Annotated in this window: 10 protein-coding genes; all 10 read left to right on the forward strand. The window is 63.3% G+C overall.

The features are described from left to right. Nucleotides 1–274: copper homeostasis protein CutC (locus VF497_RS13425; RefSeq protein ID WP_330889524.1), on the forward strand; the 274-nt coding region annotated here is incomplete at its 5' end. A gap of 81 nt (nucleotides 275–355) precedes the next feature. After that, the gene (locus tag VF497_RS13430; protein WP_414706906.1) at nucleotides 356–2,773 is read left to right on the forward strand and encodes a GH92 family glycosyl hydrolase; all 2,418 of its coding nucleotides are present in this window, start codon (nucleotides 356–358) and stop codon (nucleotides 2,771–2,773) included. A gap of 31 nt (nucleotides 2,774–2,804) precedes the next feature. Then, the gene (locus VF497_RS13435; RefSeq protein ID WP_330889528.1) at nucleotides 2,805–3,854 is read left to right on the forward strand and encodes a LacI family DNA-binding transcriptional regulator; all 1,050 of its coding nucleotides are present in this window, start codon (nucleotides 2,805–2,807) and stop codon (nucleotides 3,852–3,854) included. After that, nucleotides 3,851–4,852, forward strand: a complete 1,002-nt coding sequence (locus VF497_RS13440; protein WP_330889530.1) for a carbohydrate kinase — start codon at nucleotides 3,851–3,853, stop codon at nucleotides 4,850–4,852. Before VF497_RS13435 ends, VF497_RS13440 begins: the two co-directional genes overlap by 4 nt. A gap of 1 nt (nucleotide 4,853) precedes the next feature. Continuing rightward, nucleotides 4,854–6,095 (forward strand): AGE family epimerase/isomerase, encoded by a 1,242-nt coding sequence (locus tag VF497_RS13445; protein WP_330889532.1) that lies wholly within the window; start codon nucleotides 4,854–4,856, stop codon nucleotides 6,093–6,095. Nucleotides 6,096–6,454: 359 nt separating this feature from the next. Then, the gene (locus tag VF497_RS13450) at nucleotides 6,455–9,595 is read left to right on the forward strand and encodes a TonB-dependent receptor (protein ID WP_330889534.1); all 3,141 of its coding nucleotides are present in this window, start codon (nucleotides 6,455–6,457) and stop codon (nucleotides 9,593–9,595) included. A 200-nt stretch (nucleotides 9,596–9,795) separates the two neighbouring features. Beyond that, complete coding sequence (locus VF497_RS13455) at nucleotides 9,796–11,319, forward strand: tryptophan halogenase family protein (RefSeq protein ID WP_330889536.1); 1,524 nt, start codon at nucleotides 9,796–9,798, stop codon at nucleotides 11,317–11,319. Nucleotides 11,320–11,432: 113 nt separating this feature from the next. Then, nucleotides 11,433–14,018 carry a beta-glucosidase gene (locus tag VF497_RS13460; RefSeq protein WP_330889538.1) on the forward strand — a complete coding sequence of 862 codons (2,586 nt, stop codon included), beginning with the start codon at nucleotides 11,433–11,435 and terminating at the stop codon, nucleotides 14,016–14,018. Between the two features lie 187 nt (nucleotides 14,019–14,205). Beyond that, on the forward strand, nucleotides 14,206–17,076 hold the full coding sequence (locus VF497_RS13465; protein WP_330889540.1) for a TonB-dependent receptor domain-containing protein: 2,871 nt from the start codon (nucleotides 14,206–14,208) through the stop codon (nucleotides 17,074–17,076). Between the two features lie 118 nt (nucleotides 17,077–17,194). Further along, complete coding sequence (locus VF497_RS13470; protein WP_330889542.1) at nucleotides 17,195–19,483, forward strand: family 20 glycosylhydrolase; 2,289 nt, start codon at nucleotides 17,195–17,197, stop codon at nucleotides 19,481–19,483.

Below are 19,483 nucleotides of genomic sequence, written 5' to 3' on the forward strand. Positions count from 1 at the left end.
GGCGAGCGCGGCGCAGGGCGCCGAGGCGATCGCGCGCCACGTGCGCCAAGCGAACGGGCGCATTGCGATCATGGCCGGCGGCGGCGTCAATGCCGACAACGTGCTCGAACTCGTCGCGCGCACGGGCGTGACCGAGTGCCATTCCTCGGCTGGCGCCATGCGCCGCTCGGGCATGCGCCTGCGTCGCGAGGACTTGCCCGGACTGGAACCGGATTTCGTGCAGACCGATGTCACGCGAGTACGCGCGCTCGTCGCGGCGTTGCGCGGGAGTTGATCGATGGCACTCAGCAAAAGCTGGTCAGGGAAATTTCACCCTGGGATCGTGATGAAAAGAACAAGCATATTTTTTGCATCGATGCTCGCAGGTGCGTTCGCGCTGCCCGCGCTCGCCGCCGATGCGGCGGGCGCTGATCCGATCGATGCGGTCAACACCGTCATTGGTACGCAGGACGAAGGCAACACGTTCCCCGGTGCATCCGCGCCGTTCGGCATGATCCAGGTCAGCCCGATCGGCTCCCACTACGCGGGCTGGCAGTACACCGACAAGAAGATTCGCGGCTTCGGACACTTCTTCCTGTCCGGTGCGGGATGCTTCGAGCAAGGCGGCCTTGTTTCGGTGTTGCCGGTGACAGGCACGATCGGCGCCGACGCGAAATCCACATTTGATACGGGCAATCCCGAAGCCTTCGACCAGACACGCTATGCCGCTGCGTTCGATCATCAGGGCGAAATCGGCAAGCCCGGCTACTACAAGGTGCGCCTGACGGCTGATTCAAATCAACACGGTGGCGGCATCGATGCGGAAACGACCGCGCTCACGCGCGTCGGCGCCGAGCGCTATACCTTCGCCCAAGGCGCGCAGGCGCATGTACTGGTCAATCTCGGCCAGGCGACGGTGCGTCACCGCGTGATCCACAGCAACATCCACATTGTCGACGACCACAGCGTCGAAGGCTCGCTCGAAGTCATCGGCTTCTGCGGCGGCAGCGCGTACACGACCTGGTTCCGCCTCGAATTCGATCGACCGTTCAAGGCACATGGCACCTGGAACAAACTCATGGGCACGCCCGGATCGAAGGAATCGAGCGCGGCCGAAGCGCCGAACGGCGCCTGGTTCGACTTCGACACCAAGGACTCGCGCGAAGTGACCATCGTCAGCGCGGTCTCGCATGTCGACGCCGACGGCGCGCGCAACAATCTGCGCAGCGAAGGCTATGTCGACGGCAAGCCTCTCGGCTTCGATGCGATCCGACAACGCGCACAGGATGCCTGGCGCAAGGAGCTGGGCAGCGTGCGCGTGCGCGGCGGTACCGTGGAAGACCGTGTCGTCTTCACCACCTCGCTCTACCACACCCTGCTGCAGCCGCTGACCGGCAGCGATGCCGACGGCCGCTATCGCGGCTGGGACGATGCGATCCACAAGGCCGACGGCTGGACCTACTACGAATACTTCTCGCTCTGGGACACCTACCGCGCGCAGAACCAGATGCTCGCGATCCTGCGCCCGCAGCGTGCGGGCGATATCGCCCGCACCGTCGTCACGATCGCCGAACAGGGGGGCTGGCTGCCGCGTTGGGGCTACGCGAACTACGAGACGAATACGATGACCGGCGATCCGGTCACGCCGTTCCTCGCCGACGCGTGGAAGTACGGCGCGCTGTCGGGCGACGAGGCAAGGCGCGCCTACGCCGCACTCAAGCGCAATGCCGATAGCGTGCCGCCAAGGTCATGGCGCGAGGAAGGCCGCGCGGGCAACGCCAACTACATCGCCAAGGGTTTCATCGAATACGAAAAGTCGTCGAGCAAAAAGAAGGCGATGGACGTCGACCAGGAGCACGCCGCCTCGGCCACGTTCGAATATGCGCAGGCCGATTGCTCGCTCGCGCTGATGGCGCACGGCCTCGGCGAGAAGGCCGATGCGCAGCGCTGGTCGGCGCGCAGCGGCAACTGGAAAAACCTCTGGGACGCCTCGATCGTCGACAACGAACACGGCGGCTTCAAGGGCTTCCCGCGGCCAAAGACGCTGGACGGCAATTGGTTCTCGCCGAAGGACAAACCCTATTCACCCGCCAGCGAAGACGGATTCCACGAAGGCACTGCCTGGCAGTATCAGTGGCTCGAACAGCAGGATGTGCCTTCGCTGGTCAAGGCGATGGGCGGCGCCGAACAGGCGCATAAACGTCTGGACGTCTTCTTCGCTCTCGACAAGCTGCTTGCCGATCCGCTGCATGCCGCGCGCAAGGAATGGGTCATGGGCGCCTACGACTATTACAACCAGTTCCGCTACAACCCGAACAACGAGCCCGACCTGCACAGCCCTTGGATGTACACGCTGACCGGCGCGCCATGGAAGACCGCGGTCGTGCTGCGCGCGGCGCAGTCGCTGTTCACCGACGGGCCGAACGGCGTCACCGGCAACGACGACCTCGGCACGATGTCGGCGTGGTATCTGTTCAGCGCGCTCGGCCTTTATCCTGGCATGCCGGGCACGGGCCATCTGCTGCTGCACACGCCACGCTTCGAGCACGTCGAGATCGATCTCGACGGCGGCAAGACGCTGACGATCGACGCACCCGGCGCGGATGGCAGCAAGCTGCAATACATCGAGGCTGCGCAGATCAACGACCGGGCGCAGGCGAAAGTCTTCACCGACTGGGATACGCTGCGTCGCGGCGCGACGATCCGCTATGCGCTGACCGGCAAGACGCCAGCCTGGGGCACGCATCCCGCCGATCTGCCGCCGGCAGCGTGTCCAGGCGCCGCGGCACATTGATGCGGAGACACCTGACCAGGGGAAACAGGACATGAAGAAAGCCGCTAGCAAAGCCCGCGTCGCGCAACGCACGCCTACGGTCAGCGACATCGCCGCCGGCGCGGGCGTATCGCGCGCGACCGTTTCGCTCGTGCTGCGCGAGAGCCCGCTCGTGCACCCGGACACGCGCGCACGCGTGCAGGCGGAATTGAAGAAACAGAATTACGTCTACAACCGCGGCGCGGCAAACTTGCGTCGGCGCACCTCGAGCGCGATCGCGCTCGTGATCAACGACCTGTCGAACCCGTTCTTCGCCGAATTCGCCACTGGCGTCGATGAGGCGCTCGGCACGAGGGGTTACGTCACCCTGCTCGGCAACACCGGCGAATCGCCGCAGCGCCAGCAGGCCGTGCTCGCCTCTCTCATGGAGCATACGCCCGCCGGCCTGATCCTCTCGCCCGCCGAGCACAGCGACGCGGAGCAACTGCGTCAGGTGCTCGGCACGCATCTGCCGGTACTCGTGTTCAACCGCAAGCTCGAAGGTGGCGACTGGAATTTCCTCGCCCTCGATAACGCGCGCGGCGCGGAAATGGCCACCGCGCATCTGATCGAGCGCGGCCACCGCCACATCGCGTTCTACGGCGGCCATGCCGACTCGAGCTCGTGCCGCCAGCGCCGCGCGGGCTACGAGAAGGCACTGCGTGCGGCCGGCCTGCGCGTGCGCAAGGAGTGGATGATCGAAACCGCGCCGAGTCGCATCGACTCGGCAGCGAACACTCCCGCCCTGTTCGCGGGCAAGGACCATCCGACCGCAGCGGTCTGCTACAACGACGCGGTCGCGCTCGGACTGATGCTCGGTCTCGCCGCGCGAGGTATGCGCCCGGGCCGCGATTTCGCCCTGACCGGCTTCGACGATATTCCCGAGGCCGCACTCGCCTCGCCGCCACTGACCACGATCGCCACGCAGCCACGCGAGCGCGGGCGCCAGGCGGCGCAACTGCTGCTCGCCCAGCTCGGTACCGCGCAGATCAAATCCCGCCAGACCACCGCGCCCGCGCAACTGCAAGTGCGCGAAAGCACTCCCCCACCGACACGTACATGACCCCACGACGCACACGCATCGCCTGCTTCGGCGAGGCCCTGATCGATTTTCTCGCCAAGCCCGCCGACGGTGCCGATGCGCCGCGCGCGTTCCACCAATTCGCCGGCGGCGCGCCGGCCAACGTCGCGGTGGCGGTCGCGCGCCTCGGCGGAAACGCACAGTTCGTCGGCATGTTCGGCCGCGACATGTTCGGCGATTTCCTCGTCGACAGCCTGCACCACGCCGGCGTCGGCACCGACCACATCGCGCGCACCGACGCGGCCAACACCGCGCTCGCCTTCGTCGCGCTCGACGAACGCGGCGAGCGCCATTTCAATTTCTACCGACCGCCCGCCGCCGACCTGCTATTTCGGCGTGAGCATTTCCACGATGCCTGCTTCGCTGACCTCGCCAGTTTCCACGTCTGTTCGAACAGTTTGACCGAAAGCGAAATCGCCGAGGCGACCGTGCAGGGCATGCAACTCGCGCGCGCTGCGGGCGCGATCGTCAGCTGCGACCTCAACTGGCGGCCAGCGCTGTGGAATGTGCGCGTCGATCCGCATCCGCGTCTGTGGGCCGCGCTGGCCGAGGCCGACGTGATCAAACTTGCGCGCAGCGAACTCGAATTTCTCGCCGCGCCTTTGCACGGTGAAAAGGAACAAGCCGTACTCGACCGCACTTGGCAAGGTCGCGCGCAGCTCGTACTCGTCACCGATGGCGACGCGCCGGTGCGCTGGTTCACGCGCGCCGGTCGCGGCAGCGTGCCGAGCTTCCATGTGCGCGCGATCGACACGACCGCCGCCGGTGACGCCTTCGTCGGCGGCCTGCTGTTCGATCTCGCGCGCCGCGACGTCGATGCCGCCGGACTCTCCGCTTTCCTGCACGATACGCGAGCGCTCGAACAGTCGCTGCGCTTCGCCGCCGCGGTCGGCGCGCTCGCCGTCACACGTCATGGTGCGTTCGCCGCCATGCCCGACCTCGCCCAGACCCTAGCCCTGCTCAACGGCAACGCCCTCTGACATGAATCTGCCCAGCCCACCGAATTTCCGCAGCGCAGAATTCCTGCTCGCGCATATCCACCAGACGATGGCGTTCTATCATCCGCGCTGCATCGATCCGGCCGGCGGCTTCTTTCACTACTTCAAGGACGACGGCACGATCTACGATCGCTCGCACCGGCACCTGGTGTCGAGCACGCGCTTCGTCTTCAACTACGCAATGGCGTTGCGCGAGTTCGGCAATACGGAATACCGCGACGCCGCGCTGCACGGATTGCGCTATCTGCGCGAGGTGCATCGCGACGCGCACACGGGCGGCTACGCGTGGACGATCCGCGACGGCAGGCCCGAAGACCGTACCAACCACTGCTATGGCCTCGCCTTCGTCCTGCTCGCCTACGCGACCGCATGCAAGGCCGGCATCGCCGAAACGCGCGCATGGATGGATGAGACCTGGAACCTGCTCGAAAAACATTTCTGGGACGAAGCCTTCGGCCTCTATCGCGACGAAGCCGATGCGCAGTGGAATTTTTCCGACTATCGCGGCCAGAACGCGAACATGCACATGTGCGAGGCGATGCTCGCCGCCTACGAGGCGACGAACGAGGTGCGGTATCTCGACCGCGCACTGACGCTCGCCGACCACATGACGCGACGCCAGGCGAAACTCGCCAACGGCCTCGTCTGGGAGCACTACGATACGCAATGGCGCATCGACTGGGATTATCACAAGGACGATCCCAAACACCTGTTCCGCCCGTGGGGTTTCCAGCCGGGCCATCAGACCGAATGGGCCAAGCTGCTGCTCATCATCGATCGCCATCGCCCGATCGATTGGCTCGTGCCGACCGCCAGGCATTTGTTCGACACGGCGCTGACGCATTCATGGGACGAAGCGCGCGGCGGCATGGTCTACGGGTTTGCTCCGGACTACTTATTGAAAAGTCCGGCCAGGGATGACCGGGTTCTTGCGGAAGGATCCGCGTATACGACTGTTGATGACGACAAGTATTTTTGGGTACAGGCCGAATCGCTCGCCGCGGCCGCACTGCTCGCGCGCCGCACCGGCGAAGAAAAATACTGGACCTGGTATGACAGGCTCTGGGCCTACTCGTGGCAACACATGGTCGATCATCGCTACGGCGCGTGGTATCGCATCCTCGATGCAGACAATCGCAAGTACAGCGACGAAAAGAGCCCCGCGGGCAAAACCGACTATCACACGATGGGCGCGTGCTACGAAGTGCTGCACAACCTTGCGTAACGCGCGGCCTCCTGCAGATATATGCGCAGTAGTTGCACGAGTGGAACATCGTTTCAACGTAATATTGCAATGCGTCGTGCAATGAATTGGCAACTGATGTAGCTTTGCAATCGATAATTTAGATCGATCTAAAGCGACTGTTTATGGCCGGCCATCGGGGTGTTTGGTAGCGGCTGTATGGGATGCATGAGAGCCGCCGCGCGCATCGTGCGGTTGTCATCCGGGATATCCGTTACGCAATCACGATAAAACCACGCAGGCACTTCGAGTCGAATATAGATCGATCTAAATCTTCACCGCCGGATGTCGAACGACGGCGGCCGCCAACCAGAACGAAACAAGCGAGAGGGAGGAACAAGATGCTGCACACGCCTGTCCGGAATTCATTGTCCATCGCGATTGCCATCGCGCTGACTGCCACCGTAACGTTGCCGACGCGCGCCTTCGCGCAGCAGGCAGCCGCCACCGCCGATGCGCAGACGGCTCCGGCAAAACCCGATTCGTCCAAGGACAGCACCAACAAAGACAGTGCCGACCTGGGAACAATCACGGTCACCGGTTACCGCTACTCGATCGAGAAGAGTCTCGATCAGAAGCGTGACGCCAACGACATCGTCGAGGTCATCACTGCCGAAGACATCAGCAAGTTCCCGGACAAGAACGTCGCCGACGCGCTGGCGCGCGTGCCTGGCGTGATCGTCAGCCGCGACGGCGGTGAAGGCAAAAACGTCAGCGTGCGCGGCCTGAACTCGGACCTCACCCTCACCGAGCTGAACGGCAACTACGTCGCGACAGCGGAATCCAACGGCGACCCCACTCGCTCATTCAACTACACCCTGCTGCCGGCGAACATGCTGGGTAGCGCCGAGCTGTTCAAGACGCAGGAAGCGCGCCTCGACGAAGGCGGCATCGGCGGTACCGTGATCCTGCATACACGCCGCCCGCTGGACCTGCCCTCCGGCAGCGGTTTCGGTTCCATCGAAGGAACTTGGGCCAACACCACGAAACAGGTCGATCCGCAGTTTTCGGGAATGTATTCCTGGCATAGCGATGACGACCGTTTCGGCGTCCTGGCCGGGCTGACTTTCCAGAAGCGCGAAACCCGCAGCATGCAGGTCAGCACCGAATCGTGGCAGTGGTTCGGCAGCCATGGTGCGACCGACGTGAACGGTCATTCGCTCGCCAATTCCAATACGTGGTGGGGCGAAGGCGCCACGACGGTCAACGGCAACGCGGGTTACGGCTACAACGACCAGAGCGGTCACAATTATTCGAACTTCATGAGGCCGCAGTCGGTCGATTTCGGCATCAAGGACGAGACGCGCGAACGCAAGGGCGGGCAGTTGACCGCTCAATTCAAGCCGACGGACAACCTCACACTGACCGGCAACTACTTCCGCTTCCAATTGCAGGACAACTATGTCCTCAACATGCTGAAGGTCCCGGAATGGAACTTCGCCCAATATCCGGGGGATGGCAACTGGCCGAGCGGCCGGCATCTCACCGGGCTGAACTTCGATCCGAGCGGCACGATCGTCACTGGCGCGCAGTTTCAGATGCTTCCGGGCAAGATCTACCCCTGCAATGAATCCCAGGCTGCCAGCCTCGGGTATCAACACGGTGGCTGGGGTTCGGACGACTGTGCCATGCCGACGCCGGCGATCACTGGCGAATACCACGTCGAAAAGGCCTTGTCGCAGACTATCAACCTTGAGGCCGAATGGCACAGCGACTTCATCGACGCCGATTTCAAGGGTGGCCGTACCTGGGCCAGTGGCGGCCCATCGCAGGATTTCAAAATACAGTTCAAGCCACGTCTCCAAAACGCCGACGGTACCTATACGAACGGCAATACCTACAGCGCGTGGAGCCTGACCGGCACGCCGTCAATGACGTTCTCGTCGAACCTCATGCAGAACCTGCTGAACGGCGTCGGTCAGTTCGACTCCGGTTCGAGCTCGTCGTCCTATACCCGCAACAGCAACTACCAGAACTTCGCCCAGGCTGATTTCACCAAGCATGTCGACAACGGCTGGCTGGACTCGCTCCAGTTCGGTGCGAAGTATCGCGACGGCGGTGTGCATCGCAATACCGGCAACTACTATTGGAATTGCCCGCATAGCGACCCGACGAATTACTACAATGTCTGCCCGAACGACATCACCTACTCCGCGTCGTTCATAGAGTCGTCGCCGATCAGCAACATCCCCGGTGGTTTCACTGCCAGCAGCTTCCCGGCGATCAACTTCCCGGCCGTTCTCAACTATCTGAACAAGACCTTCGGCGGCTCTCACAACCATCCCGAGGACAACTTCGTCTACAACGTCGACGAGAAGATCTGGTCGACCTACTTCCAGGCCAACTTCAAGACCGACAGGTTCCGCGGCAACGTCGGCGTGCGAGTGGTGCGCACCGAGCAGCATGCCGATTCGACCGACTCCGTCCACGAGTATCTGGCCTACTTTCAGCACGACACCAACGGCAATGTGGTCAACTGTCTGCCGGGAGACGTGGTGCCCCCGGGCTACGGTACAGGTTACACCTGCCAAGGCGGCTACCTGGAGCTGCCCGCCAGCCAGCAGGAAAAACAGACGTGGGTGCTCAGCACGGTGGACCGCACGTACACCGATGTCCTGCCGAGCGCCAACTTCGCCTACAACCTGACCGACGACCTGTTGCTGCGCGGCGCCGCTTCCAAGGCGGTTTCGCGACCGGCCTACGCCGATATCGCTTCCCCCGGCAGCCTCAACTATGTCGCGCAGCAGTACTACCAGGACCATCAGTTGATCGGCGGCGGTGGCACCCCGGGCTGGACCGGCAGCGGCAGCAACAAGTTCCTGGAGCCGTACAAGGCGAACCAGTTCGACGTCGCCCTGGAATGGTACTTCCATCCGGGTTCGGTGCTCGGTGCGGACGTGTTCCGCAAGAACGTCAGCAACTTCGCCGTGCCGGTTGCGCTCAACCAGCAGATGACCATCGGTGGCAACAGCGTTACCGTCCAGGGCTTTTCGACCACCGCCGGCGGCCGCAACGGCACTTCGACTGGCCTGGAACTGTACGCACAGCACACGCTCGATTTCGGTCTCGGCTTCCAGGTGAATTACACCTACAACAAGACCAACGAGGCCTCGATCGTCCTCAACGGCACGGAGATCGCCAAGTCGCCGCTGGTCGGCAGTGCGAAGAACCAGGCCAATTTCACCGTGTTCTATGAAACCAATCAGTGGCTGCTGCGCGCTTCGTTCAACCATCGCGGCAAGGTGGTCGAAGGTATCGACGGCGGAGGCCAGACCGGCCTGCTCATCTACGACAATCCGTACAACCAGCTCGATCTGAATGCTGCCTACAACTATAGCGACCGGTTGACGCTGACGGGCTCCGTGTTGAACGCGACCAAGCAGGAACAGAAGTCGCATCTTGGCAACGACACCGATGCTCGCTTCTATTCGAGCAACTACTCCGGCCGCATTCTGTACTTCGGCGCAACATACAAGTTCTGAAGTTCCTCTCACCCCTCGTGCCCGGCGGCACGAGGGGGTTTTTTTTGGACTCCCGGCAACGACAAGCGACGCGCCCGCTCGCGCGCGCTCCATCATCGCAATGCCCGCACGGCAGATTTGATCTGTACACTCCGGCCACGGAGCGTGGAGCGCTCCTTTGCGCATGATTCGCAACCGTGCCCGGCAACGAACGAAAAGCAGTGACCAACAACGATCATCGAATCACTCGCGTCGTAGTCGTCGGCGGTGGCAGCGCCGGCTGGATGACGGCAGCGGCATTATCGACCTACCTCGACAAGGCGGTGTCTGTGCGCCTGATCGAGTCCGAGGAAATCGGCATCGTCGGCGTGGGTGAATCCACCGTCCCGTACATGAAGACTTTCAATTCCCAGGTGCTTGGCATCCCGGAAGCCGACTTCGTTGCGCGGACGCAGGGCACCTTCAAACTCGGCATCCAGTTCAACGACTGGGGGAGAATCGGCGACAGCTACGTGCATGGATTCGGAACCATCGGCCATTCGCTGGGGCCACTGCCCTTCCACCAGTTCTGGCTGAAGCTGTTCCTCAGCGGACGCGCGGCGGACATCGGCGCCTATTCGTTGCCAACCGCCGCGGCCCCGCTGGGCAAGTTCATGATCAGCCCCGCCGATGCGCCGGCCGGCTCGCCGTTGGCGGACATCGCCTATGGCTACCAGTTCGATGCAGGCCTGTATGCGCGCTATCTGCGCAGCCTGGCGGAGCTGCGCGGCACGAAACGCACGGAAGGCAAGATCGTCGAGGTCGCCCAGCGCTCCGACGACGGATTCATCGAAGCAGTTGTGATGGAAAACGGCGAACGCATCGAAGGCGATCTGTTCATCGATTGCTCCGGCTTCCGCGGCTTGCTGATCGAACAGACTCTGAAAACCGGCTACGAAGACTGGAGCCAATGGTTGCCCTGCGACCGCGCAATGGCCGTGGCCTGTGAAAGCGCCGGGCCGCTGACACCGTACACGCGCGTCACCGCACGCGCGGCGGGCTGGCAATGGCGCATCCCGCTGCAGCATCGCGTGGGCAATGGTTACGTGTATTCCAGCCGCCATCTGAGCGATGACGAGGCGGCAGCAACTCTGCTCGCGAACCTCGACGGACGTGCGCTGGCCGAGCCGCGACCGCTGCGTTTCACGCCCGGAAGACGGCGCAAGTTCTGGAACAAGAACGTCGTTGCGTTGGGTCTGGCCGGCGGCTTCATGGAGCCGCTTGAGTCGACCAGCATCTATCTCGTCCAGTCGGGCATCCAGCGCCTGCTCACTTTGTTTCCCGACCGCGATTTCGAGCCGATGCTCGCCGATCGCTTCAATCGGGATTCCACGTTCGAGCACGAACGCATCCGCGATTTCCTCGTTCTCCACTACAGCGCGACTGAACGCGACGACACGCCGTTCTGGAATCTCTGCCGCACGATGGCGATCCCGGATACCTTGCGCGGAACCGTCGATATGTTCCGCGTCGACGGCCGCTATCTTCGCAACGGCGAAGATTTCTTCGCCCTGCCGAGCTGGGTGCAGGTGATGCTCGGCCAGCGCATCGTGCCGCGCGGCTACCATCCGATCGTGGATCGCATGCCGGAGAACGAACTGCTCGAATTCGTCGAACGCGTGCGCCGCGTCGTTGCGAACTGTGCAGATGCGATGCCTGCACACGAGGATTTCATCGACAAATTCTGCAAGGCGCCAGCGACATGAGCTGCCGGCTGCCTTGGGGGCGAAACCGGTCGCAAGGCGTCCGACTGCGCGCACTCGTTTTCGCCGCCATTCTCTCTTCGCCGGCGCACTCGAACCAAGGCGGAACGCCACCGTTGTACAAAGATGCAAGCGCGCCGACCGAAGCGCGCGTCGCCGATCTGCTCGCGCGCATGACGCCCGAAGAAAAGTTCTGGCAGCTGTTCATGGTTCCGGGCGAGGTCACGTCGGCGAACCGCGCGCAATTCCGTCACGGCATCTTCGGCTTGCAGATCGGCGCCGAAGCACAAGGCGGTGCCGCGCAGCAGATGCTGAGCTACGACACGCACGAAAACGCCGAATCGCTGGCGCGCCGGATCAACGCCATGCAGCACTACTTCGTCGACGAAACCCGGCTCGGCATTCCGATGCTGCCGTTCGACGAAGCATTGCACGGCCTCGTGCGCGACGACGCCACCGCGTTTCCGCAGGCGATCGGCCTCGCCGCGAGCTTCGATGCGAAGCTGCTAGCCACGGTTGGCAAGGCGATCGCCGTCGAAGCGAAAGCGCGCGGCCTGCGCGACCTGCTCGGGCCGGTCGTCAACATCGCCGACGACGTACGCTGGGGCCGCGTCGAGGAAACCTACGGCGAAGATCCGTATCTGACGACGGTGCTAGGCAGCGCCTTCATGCAGGCGATCGAAAACGAAAACCTCATTGCCACGCCCAAGCACTTCATCGCCAATGTCGGCGACGGCGGACGCGACAGCTACCCGATCGAAAAGAGCGCGCACTGGCTGGACGAAGTGCATTTCCCGCCGTTCAAGGCAGCCGTGGACGAAGCGCATGCGCGCTCGCTGATGACTGCGTACAACAGCGTCGACGGCACGCCGGCGAGTGCGAACGCGTGGCTGCTCACGCAGACGCTGAAGGACGACTGGAAATTCCGCGGCTTCGTCATCTCCGATGCCGGCGCCGTCGGCGGCGCGAACGTGCTGCACCACACCGCGCGCGACTACGCGCAGGCGACGGCGATGGCGATCGGCGCCGGCCTCGACGTGATCTTCCAGACCCAGGTCGAACAGGCGGAGTTGTTCATGCCGCCGTTTCTCGACGGTTCGATCGCAGCGTCGCGCATCGACGACGCCGTCGCGCGCGTGCTGCGGGCGAAATTCGAGCTGGGTCTGTTCGATCATCCCTATGTCGACGAAGCCGCGGCACGCCGCCCGCTGCAGAATGGCGCGCACCACGAGCTGGCGCGGCAGGCGGCGCTGCAATCGTTCGTGCTGCTCAAGAACCGCAATAGCGCGCTGCCGTTCGCAAATCCGAAAACCCTGCTCGTCCTCGGCGAGGATGCCACCGAGGCGCGTCTCGGCGGCTACAGCGGCAAGGGCATCGGCACGACCAGCATTCTCGATGGCTTGAAGCAGCGTGCGGGCAAGGCGACGAAGGTCCTCTACGCCCAGGGCAGCGCGCGCAACACGGACGACTGCGCGACCATCGACGCCACGCACCTGCGTCACGATGGCGCGCCCGGACTGCAGGCCGCCGTTTTCGATTCCTCCGAACTTTCCGGCACACCGGTGGCGCAGCGCGTCGATTCCAATGTCGACTTCCACTGGATGCTGGCGCCTCCCGATGCCAAGGCGGTGGCAGACAACTATTCGGTGCGCTGGCGCGGCGAACTGCTCGCTCCGGCCGCGGGACACTACCGCGTCGGTCTCGAAGGCAACGACGGTTTCCGCCTTTATCTCGACGGCAAGCTTGTCATCGATCGCTGGACCAAGGCATCGTTCCATCGCGATCTCGTCGACGTCGACTTCACCAGCGCCGACCGCCATTTCATCGTCGTCGAGTTCCGCGAAATGCGCGGCGGTGGTCGCATCCGCCTGCTGTGGAACGCCGACGCGCGCGACGACGGCAAGGCGAGGCGGGCGCAGGCGCGCGAACTTGCTCGCGACGCGAACGCGATCATCGTCGTCGCCGGCATCCACGAAGGCGAATTCCGCGATCGCGCGAGCCTTGACCTGCCTGGCGACCAGGAAGCGCTGATCCATGCCATGCATGCCACCGGGAAACCGGTGATCGTCGTTCTCGTCGGCGGCAGCGCGGTGACGATGCAGCACTGGGAGAACGAGGCGGATGCAATTCTCGCGGTCTGGTATCCCGGCGAAGCCGGTGGCGACGCGGTCGCGCAAACGCTGTTCGGCGATTCCAACCCGTCAGGCCGCCTGCCGATCACCTGGCCGCTGGACGCCGCGCAATTGCCGCTGGTCTACAACCACAAACCGAGCGGGCGCGGCGACGACTACGACAATCTCAGCGGCGAAGCGCAGTTTCCGTTCGGCTACGGGCTGAGCTATACGACGTTCGCCTACTCCAACCCGGTGCTGGACAAGACGCAGATCAAACCCGGCGAGTCGGCGACACTGCGCGTCACCGTGCGGAATACCGGCGCGCGCGACGGCGACGAAGTCGTGCAGCTGTATATGCGTCCATTGCAGTTGCCCCTCGCCCAGCCCGTGCTCGCGTTGCGCGCCTTCCAGCGCATCCACCTCAAGCGCGGCGAGCGACGCACGCTCGCATTCCTGGTCGATCCGCGCGTTCTCCAGACGCTCGACCGCGACCGCCATTGGACGGTCGAAGCCGGTGCCTACCGCCTGATGGTCGGTGCATCGAGCCGCGAGCTTCCGCTCAAGCGGACGCTGGTCGTGGCCCGGTAACGTTGCGGGCCGAAGCAGCCGGGTGACTTGGCGTCGAGTTGTGCCAGCGAACTCCTGTTTCATATATAATGCTGCAGTGCGGCATGCGCGGACGGGAAAAAGAGCGTACATTGCGCCTCCGTTGGATCGATCTAAATTACAACTAACTGACCCGAATCAACCATCACTCGCGCATCTGGGGAAAAGAATGCATACGAAGCTGATCCGCAACACCCTGGTCAACAGCATTGCCTTGGCCCTGTTCCTCTCAGCGGGCGCTCATGCCCAGAACAACGGAGCGTCACAGACATCGTCGGGCACCCAGAACGACGACAAGAAGGCCACTCAATTGGAGGGGGTCGTCGTCACCGGTTCGCGCATCGCGCGCAGCGAGGCCGAAGGGCCCGCGCCGGTGACGGTGATCACCGGCGACGAAATGAAGCGGCAGGGTTTCACCACGGTCTATGAGCTGGTGGGCTCGCTGACCCAGTCGTTCCCGACCCAGACACCGCCGAGCTGGGGCAGCACTACGGTCAACGCGCGCCAGGCCGACCTGCGCGGACTCGGCGCGAACCGCACGCTGATCCTGCTCGACGGCCGCCGCATCGATGATTACCCGCAGCCTGCCGCGGCAAGCCGCAATTTCCAGAACCTCAACAACATCCCGACCGGCATGATCGACCGTGTCGAGATCCTCGCCACCGGCGCGTCGGCGATCTACGGCTCGGATGCGATCTCGGGCGTGATCAACATCATCCTCAAGCATCAGTACGACGGCTACAACCTCGATTTCAAGGTCGGCCGCGCCGAACGCGGCGGCCGCAACTACGGCGACTTCAATTTCACCGGCGGCAATAGCGGCGACAACTGGCACATCGTGTACAACTTCGAGGCGCAGCACCGCAGCGCGCTGTGGGGACATGATCGCCCGTACACCGATTCCGAAGTCGATGCCGGCTACGGCGCGTGGAACAAGAACGCGCGCGCCTTCGGCTGGACGCTGTATCCGGCCATGTCGCTCACCGGCGGCGACGGCAACTACATCTCGCCGCCGAGCGGTGCCTGCACGCAATCGGGCTTCCACAATTACTACACGCTGCGCGACAACAAGTTCTACAACGATGACGGCAGCGTCGGCAGCTCGGGGTTGTACTGCGCGCAGAAAGCGCTTTTCCGCGACTGGGTGTTGACGCCGGGACGCGACGACAAGAGCGGCTACATCTACGGCTCCTATGATCTGCCGAACGGCATGCAGGCCTACGGCGCTGTCGGCCTGTGGCGCACGACCGGCATTTCCAACACCGAGCTGCCGTTCCTCTATGCGATGGGCGGCCTGCCGAACGGCTTCTATGACAAGACCACCGGCCAGGTCATCAACAATTATTTCCGCCAGTTCATCCAGACCGAAATCGGCGGCACGGGCAACACCTACGACCGCGAGCAGAACTGGGACATCCACGGCGGCCTGAAGGGCACGATTTTCGACGGGCGTTTCAGCTGGGATGCGAGCGTCGGCCGTTCGGTGTACTGGGTGCACGAGTCCTACGCCGGCCTCAACGAGCAGGGCATGTTCGATTTCTTCTTCGGCCAGCAGCAGGGCACGAAGACGATCGACGGCACGGACTATCCCGTCTATCAACTCGACGCGAACCGTTTCTGGAATCCGATCACGCCGCAGCAATACGCGACGTTCGGCGTATGGGGCGAGAACCGTTCGATCTCGTGGATGAACCAGGCGCAGGCCACCGTCACCGGCGACCTGTTCGACATGTGGGCCGGCCCGCTCGGTTTCGCCGCCGTCGTCGAAGCGAACCACCAGGGCTTCCAGTTGTATCCCGACGCGCGCGGCAACGACACGCACTTCGGCGACCCGTTCCAGGACTACACGACCGGCGGCGGCGAGCGCACGCGCTATTCGGGCGGCGTGGAATTCAAGATTCCGCTGCATTCGACGTTCACGGCGAGCCTGGCCGGGCGCCTCGACAAGTACGACGACGCGAGCATCGCCAACATCGCGCGTACCGGGAACATCAAGCTCGAATGGCATCCGTTCGAAGGCCTGTTCCTGCGCGGCACCTACGGCACGAACTTCCACGCGCCGGACATGCAGTACATCTACAAGAATCCTTCGGTGCAGCAGGTCGGCATCTATTCCGACTACTACAACTGCACCATCCACGGCGACACGACCTGCGCGCAAACCCAGCACAACACGTATTTCCAGGGTTATACCGCGGGCGGAAAAAATCTGTTGCCCGAGGAAGGTCACGGCTGGACCTACGGTTTCGTCTGGGACATTCCGAAGGTCGACGGCCTGTCGGTGTCGGCCGACTATTGGCATCTCGGCATCGACAACGCGATCGACAACATCGGCATCGACGACGTGCTCAAGGACGAGGGCGGCTGCCGAACCGGCAAGAATTTCGACGGCTCGCCCTACACCGCGCATCCGCTGGGTTCGGAATACTGTTCACTGGTGATCGCCAATGTGCATCGTGACGCCAACGGCAACATCGTCGCCGTCTATTCCGGCCCGATCAACCGCAGCAAGCTGTACGTGAGCGGCATCGACGGCACGGTTTCCTACCGCGTGAAGACCGACCGCTGGGGCGACTTCAATTTCCTCGTCGAATGGTCGGACAACCTGCGCCACTACCAGCAGACGCTGGCCAGCGATCCGCTGGTCAACGACAACTACAACAATCCCAAGAGCAAGGTGCGCGCGACCGTCGCCTGGCATCGCGACGACTGGAGCGCGACCCTGCTCGGCACACGCACCGGTGGCGTGCGTCACAACAACTACGGCGGTTGCGAAACGCTGTCGGACGGCACGCAACCTTCGGTCGGCGACAGCAATTGCGTGCTCCACTACGGCAACACCGCGCCGTGGATCGTCTACAACGCCTCGATCGGTTATCAACTCAACGAACACGCGAAGCTGACGTTCACGGTCAACAACCTGTTCGACAAAGTAGCGCCGATCGACTACTACGCCGGCGGGTTCGAGTTCGTCCATACCAACACCGGCGCCGACTACGTCGGTCGCGAACTGTTCATGGACTTCAACTACAAGTTCTGATCGACACCTGATGTGTCCTCTCAAGCCCGGCTAGCCCGGGCTTTTTTTTCCGGACTGCGAGCCAGCCACCGCGACAATCCGTTACGCTCGATACCACGCTTTTTCGAGGTCACCACGCATGCGCTTTCCCCTCCTCCTCGCCCTGCTGTGCCTGTCCGTTGCGCTTCACGCTGAGCCGCCGCATGGTGTCGTACCGCTGCCCCACTCGATCCACACTGGGTCGGGCACATTTGCGTTGAACGGGCAGACCCGGATTTTCGCCACGGGCGATTCCGCACGCGCAACCGCGACGATGTTCCACGACTGGCTGCGCGACACCCAGGGCCTCGATCTGGCCATCGACAACGGCACGCCGCGCAAGGACGAGCGCAACCTCGTCTGGTTCGAAACGACGAAGACGAAGCGCGGTGGCTCGGCCGAAGCGTATCGACTGACCACCGACGAACGCCGCATCCATGTCGTCGGTGCCGATGCCGGCGTGTTCTACGGCATGCAGACGCTGATGCAACTGCTGCCCGCGGCGAAGCAGGACAAGCTCGACATCGCCGCGGTCGAGATCGACGATGCGCCGCGCTTCGCCTGGCGCGGCCTGCACCTCGACACCGGCCGCCATTTCTTCCCGGTCGCCTTCATCGAAAAATATCTCGACGTGATGGCGATGTACAAGCTCAACACCTTCCACTGGCATCTGACCGAAGACCAGGGCTGGCGCATCGAGATCAAGAAATATCCGCGCCTGACCGAATTCGCCTCGAAGCGCAGCGAAACCGTCGTCGATCACAAGGTCGATCCCTACATCGGCGACGGCATTCCCTACGCTCCGGGCTATTACACGCAGGACCAGGTGCGCGGGATCGTTGCCTACGCTGCCGCGCGCCACATCACGGTGATTCCCGAAATCGAGATGCCGGGCCACGCGCAGGCCGCGCTCGCCGCCTATCCGCAGTTCGCCTGCACGCCGGGACCGTTCGAGGTATGGACGAACTGGGGCGTCAGCGAAAACATCTTCTGCCCGAAAGAGGAAACCTTCGCCTTCCTCGACGACGTGCTGAGCGAAGTCGCCGCGCTGTTCCCCGCGCCGTACATCCACATCGGCGGCGACGAGGCGCCGAAGGAAGCATGGAAGAAGAGCGCATTCGCGCAGGATCTGATCAAGCGCGAAAAGCTGAAGAACGAAGAGGAACTGCAGAGCTGGTTCATCCGCCGCGTCGAGAAGATCGTGCACGCCAAGGGCAAGCGCATCATCGGCTGGGACGAGATCCTCGAAGGCGGAGTTGCGCCCGACGCGACGGTGATGTCCTGGCGCGGAGAGCAAGGCGGCATCGCCGCGGCGAAGCAGAATCACGACGTGGTGATGTCGCCCGGCGAGTACTGCTATCTCGATCATGCGCAGGGACCGGCGGAAAGCGAGTTGTTCCCACTCGGTGGCTATCTGACCATCGGGCAGGTCTATGCCTACGATCCACAGCCAGCGGTGCTTTCTGCGCGCGAACGCGGACACATCCTCGGCGTGCAGGGCAATGTCTGGAGCGAGCACATGCCCAACGCGGAAGTGGCCGAGTACGCGGCGTTCCCGCGTGCGCTCGCGCTGGCGGAAGTCGGTTGGTCGGCGCAGTCCACACGCGCCTATGCGGATTTCGAGCGCCGTCTCGCCAACCAGTATCCGCGCCTCGACCGCGAAGGCATCCGCTATCGCATTCCCGAGCCGCAAGGACTCGCCGACGTGCTCCAGATCGACCAGCCGCACTATCGTCTGCAACTTGCATCGGGGCTGCCCGGCGCGTCGATTTATTACACGCTTGACGGCACCCTGCCCGATCCGAAGTTCTCGCCGCGTTTCAGCGCGCCGGTCGACGTCGAATTGCCGCTCGAACAGAAGCGCGAGCTGCGCACGCTCGTCGTTACCGCCGACGGCCGCCGCAGCGGTGTATACAATGCCACATTGTGGAATCGCCATCCGAAACCGGCCGTCGCCGTCACCGGTGGCAATCCGGGACTGACATACGCCTACTACGAAGGCCGCTTTCCTACCCTGCTTGAATTCGAAAAGGCCGCCGCCGGCGAACCGGTCAAGCGTGGCGAAGCCCGATCGTTCGCGTTGAAGGATTTCAAGGACAAGAAGAATTTCGGTCTCGTCTTCGACGGCGAATTCGATGCACCCACGGATGGCATCTATCGTTTCGTGGTACGCGCGGACGATGCCGCCGCGATCGCGATCGACGGCGAGGTCATCGTGCGCAACGAGGATTACGAACAGCCGCGCGAGGCGCGCGTACCGCTGCAGCACGGCGCGCATCGCCTGCGCGTCCACTATATGCAGCGCGGCGGCGGCGCGGACCTGCACCTGCAATGGGCGCTGCCCGGCCAGGCGCTGCGCGATCTCGATACGGCGAAGCCGAGGCGCTGA

This window comes from Rudaea sp. (genome assembly GCF_036383415.1).
In the GTDB taxonomy this organism is placed as follows: Bacteria; Pseudomonadota; Gammaproteobacteria; order Xanthomonadales; family Rhodanobacteraceae; genus Rudaea.

Coding starts and splice junctions, on each gene's coding strand:
- VF497_RS13430 (WP_414706906.1), top strand. CDS start 356: ATGCTCGCAGGTGCGTTCGCGCTGCCCGCGCTCGCCGCCGATGCGGCG.
- VF497_RS13435 (WP_330889528.1), top strand. CDS start 2,805: ATGAAGAAAGCCGCTAGCAAAGCCCGCGTCGCGCAACGCACGCCTACG.
- VF497_RS13440 (WP_330889530.1), top strand. CDS start 3,851: ATGACCCCACGACGCACACGCATCGCCTGCTTCGGCGAGGCCCTGATC.
- VF497_RS13445 (WP_330889532.1), top strand. CDS start 4,854: ATGAATCTGCCCAGCCCACCGAATTTCCGCAGCGCAGAATTCCTGCTC.
- VF497_RS13450 (WP_330889534.1), top strand. CDS start 6,455: ATGCTGCACACGCCTGTCCGGAATTCATTGTCCATCGCGATTGCCATC.
- VF497_RS13465 (WP_330889540.1), top strand. CDS start 14,206: ATGCATACGAAGCTGATCCGCAACACCCTGGTCAACAGCATTGCCTTG.
- VF497_RS13470 (WP_330889542.1), top strand. CDS start 17,195: ATGCGCTTTCCCCTCCTCCTCGCCCTGCTGTGCCTGTCCGTTGCGCTT.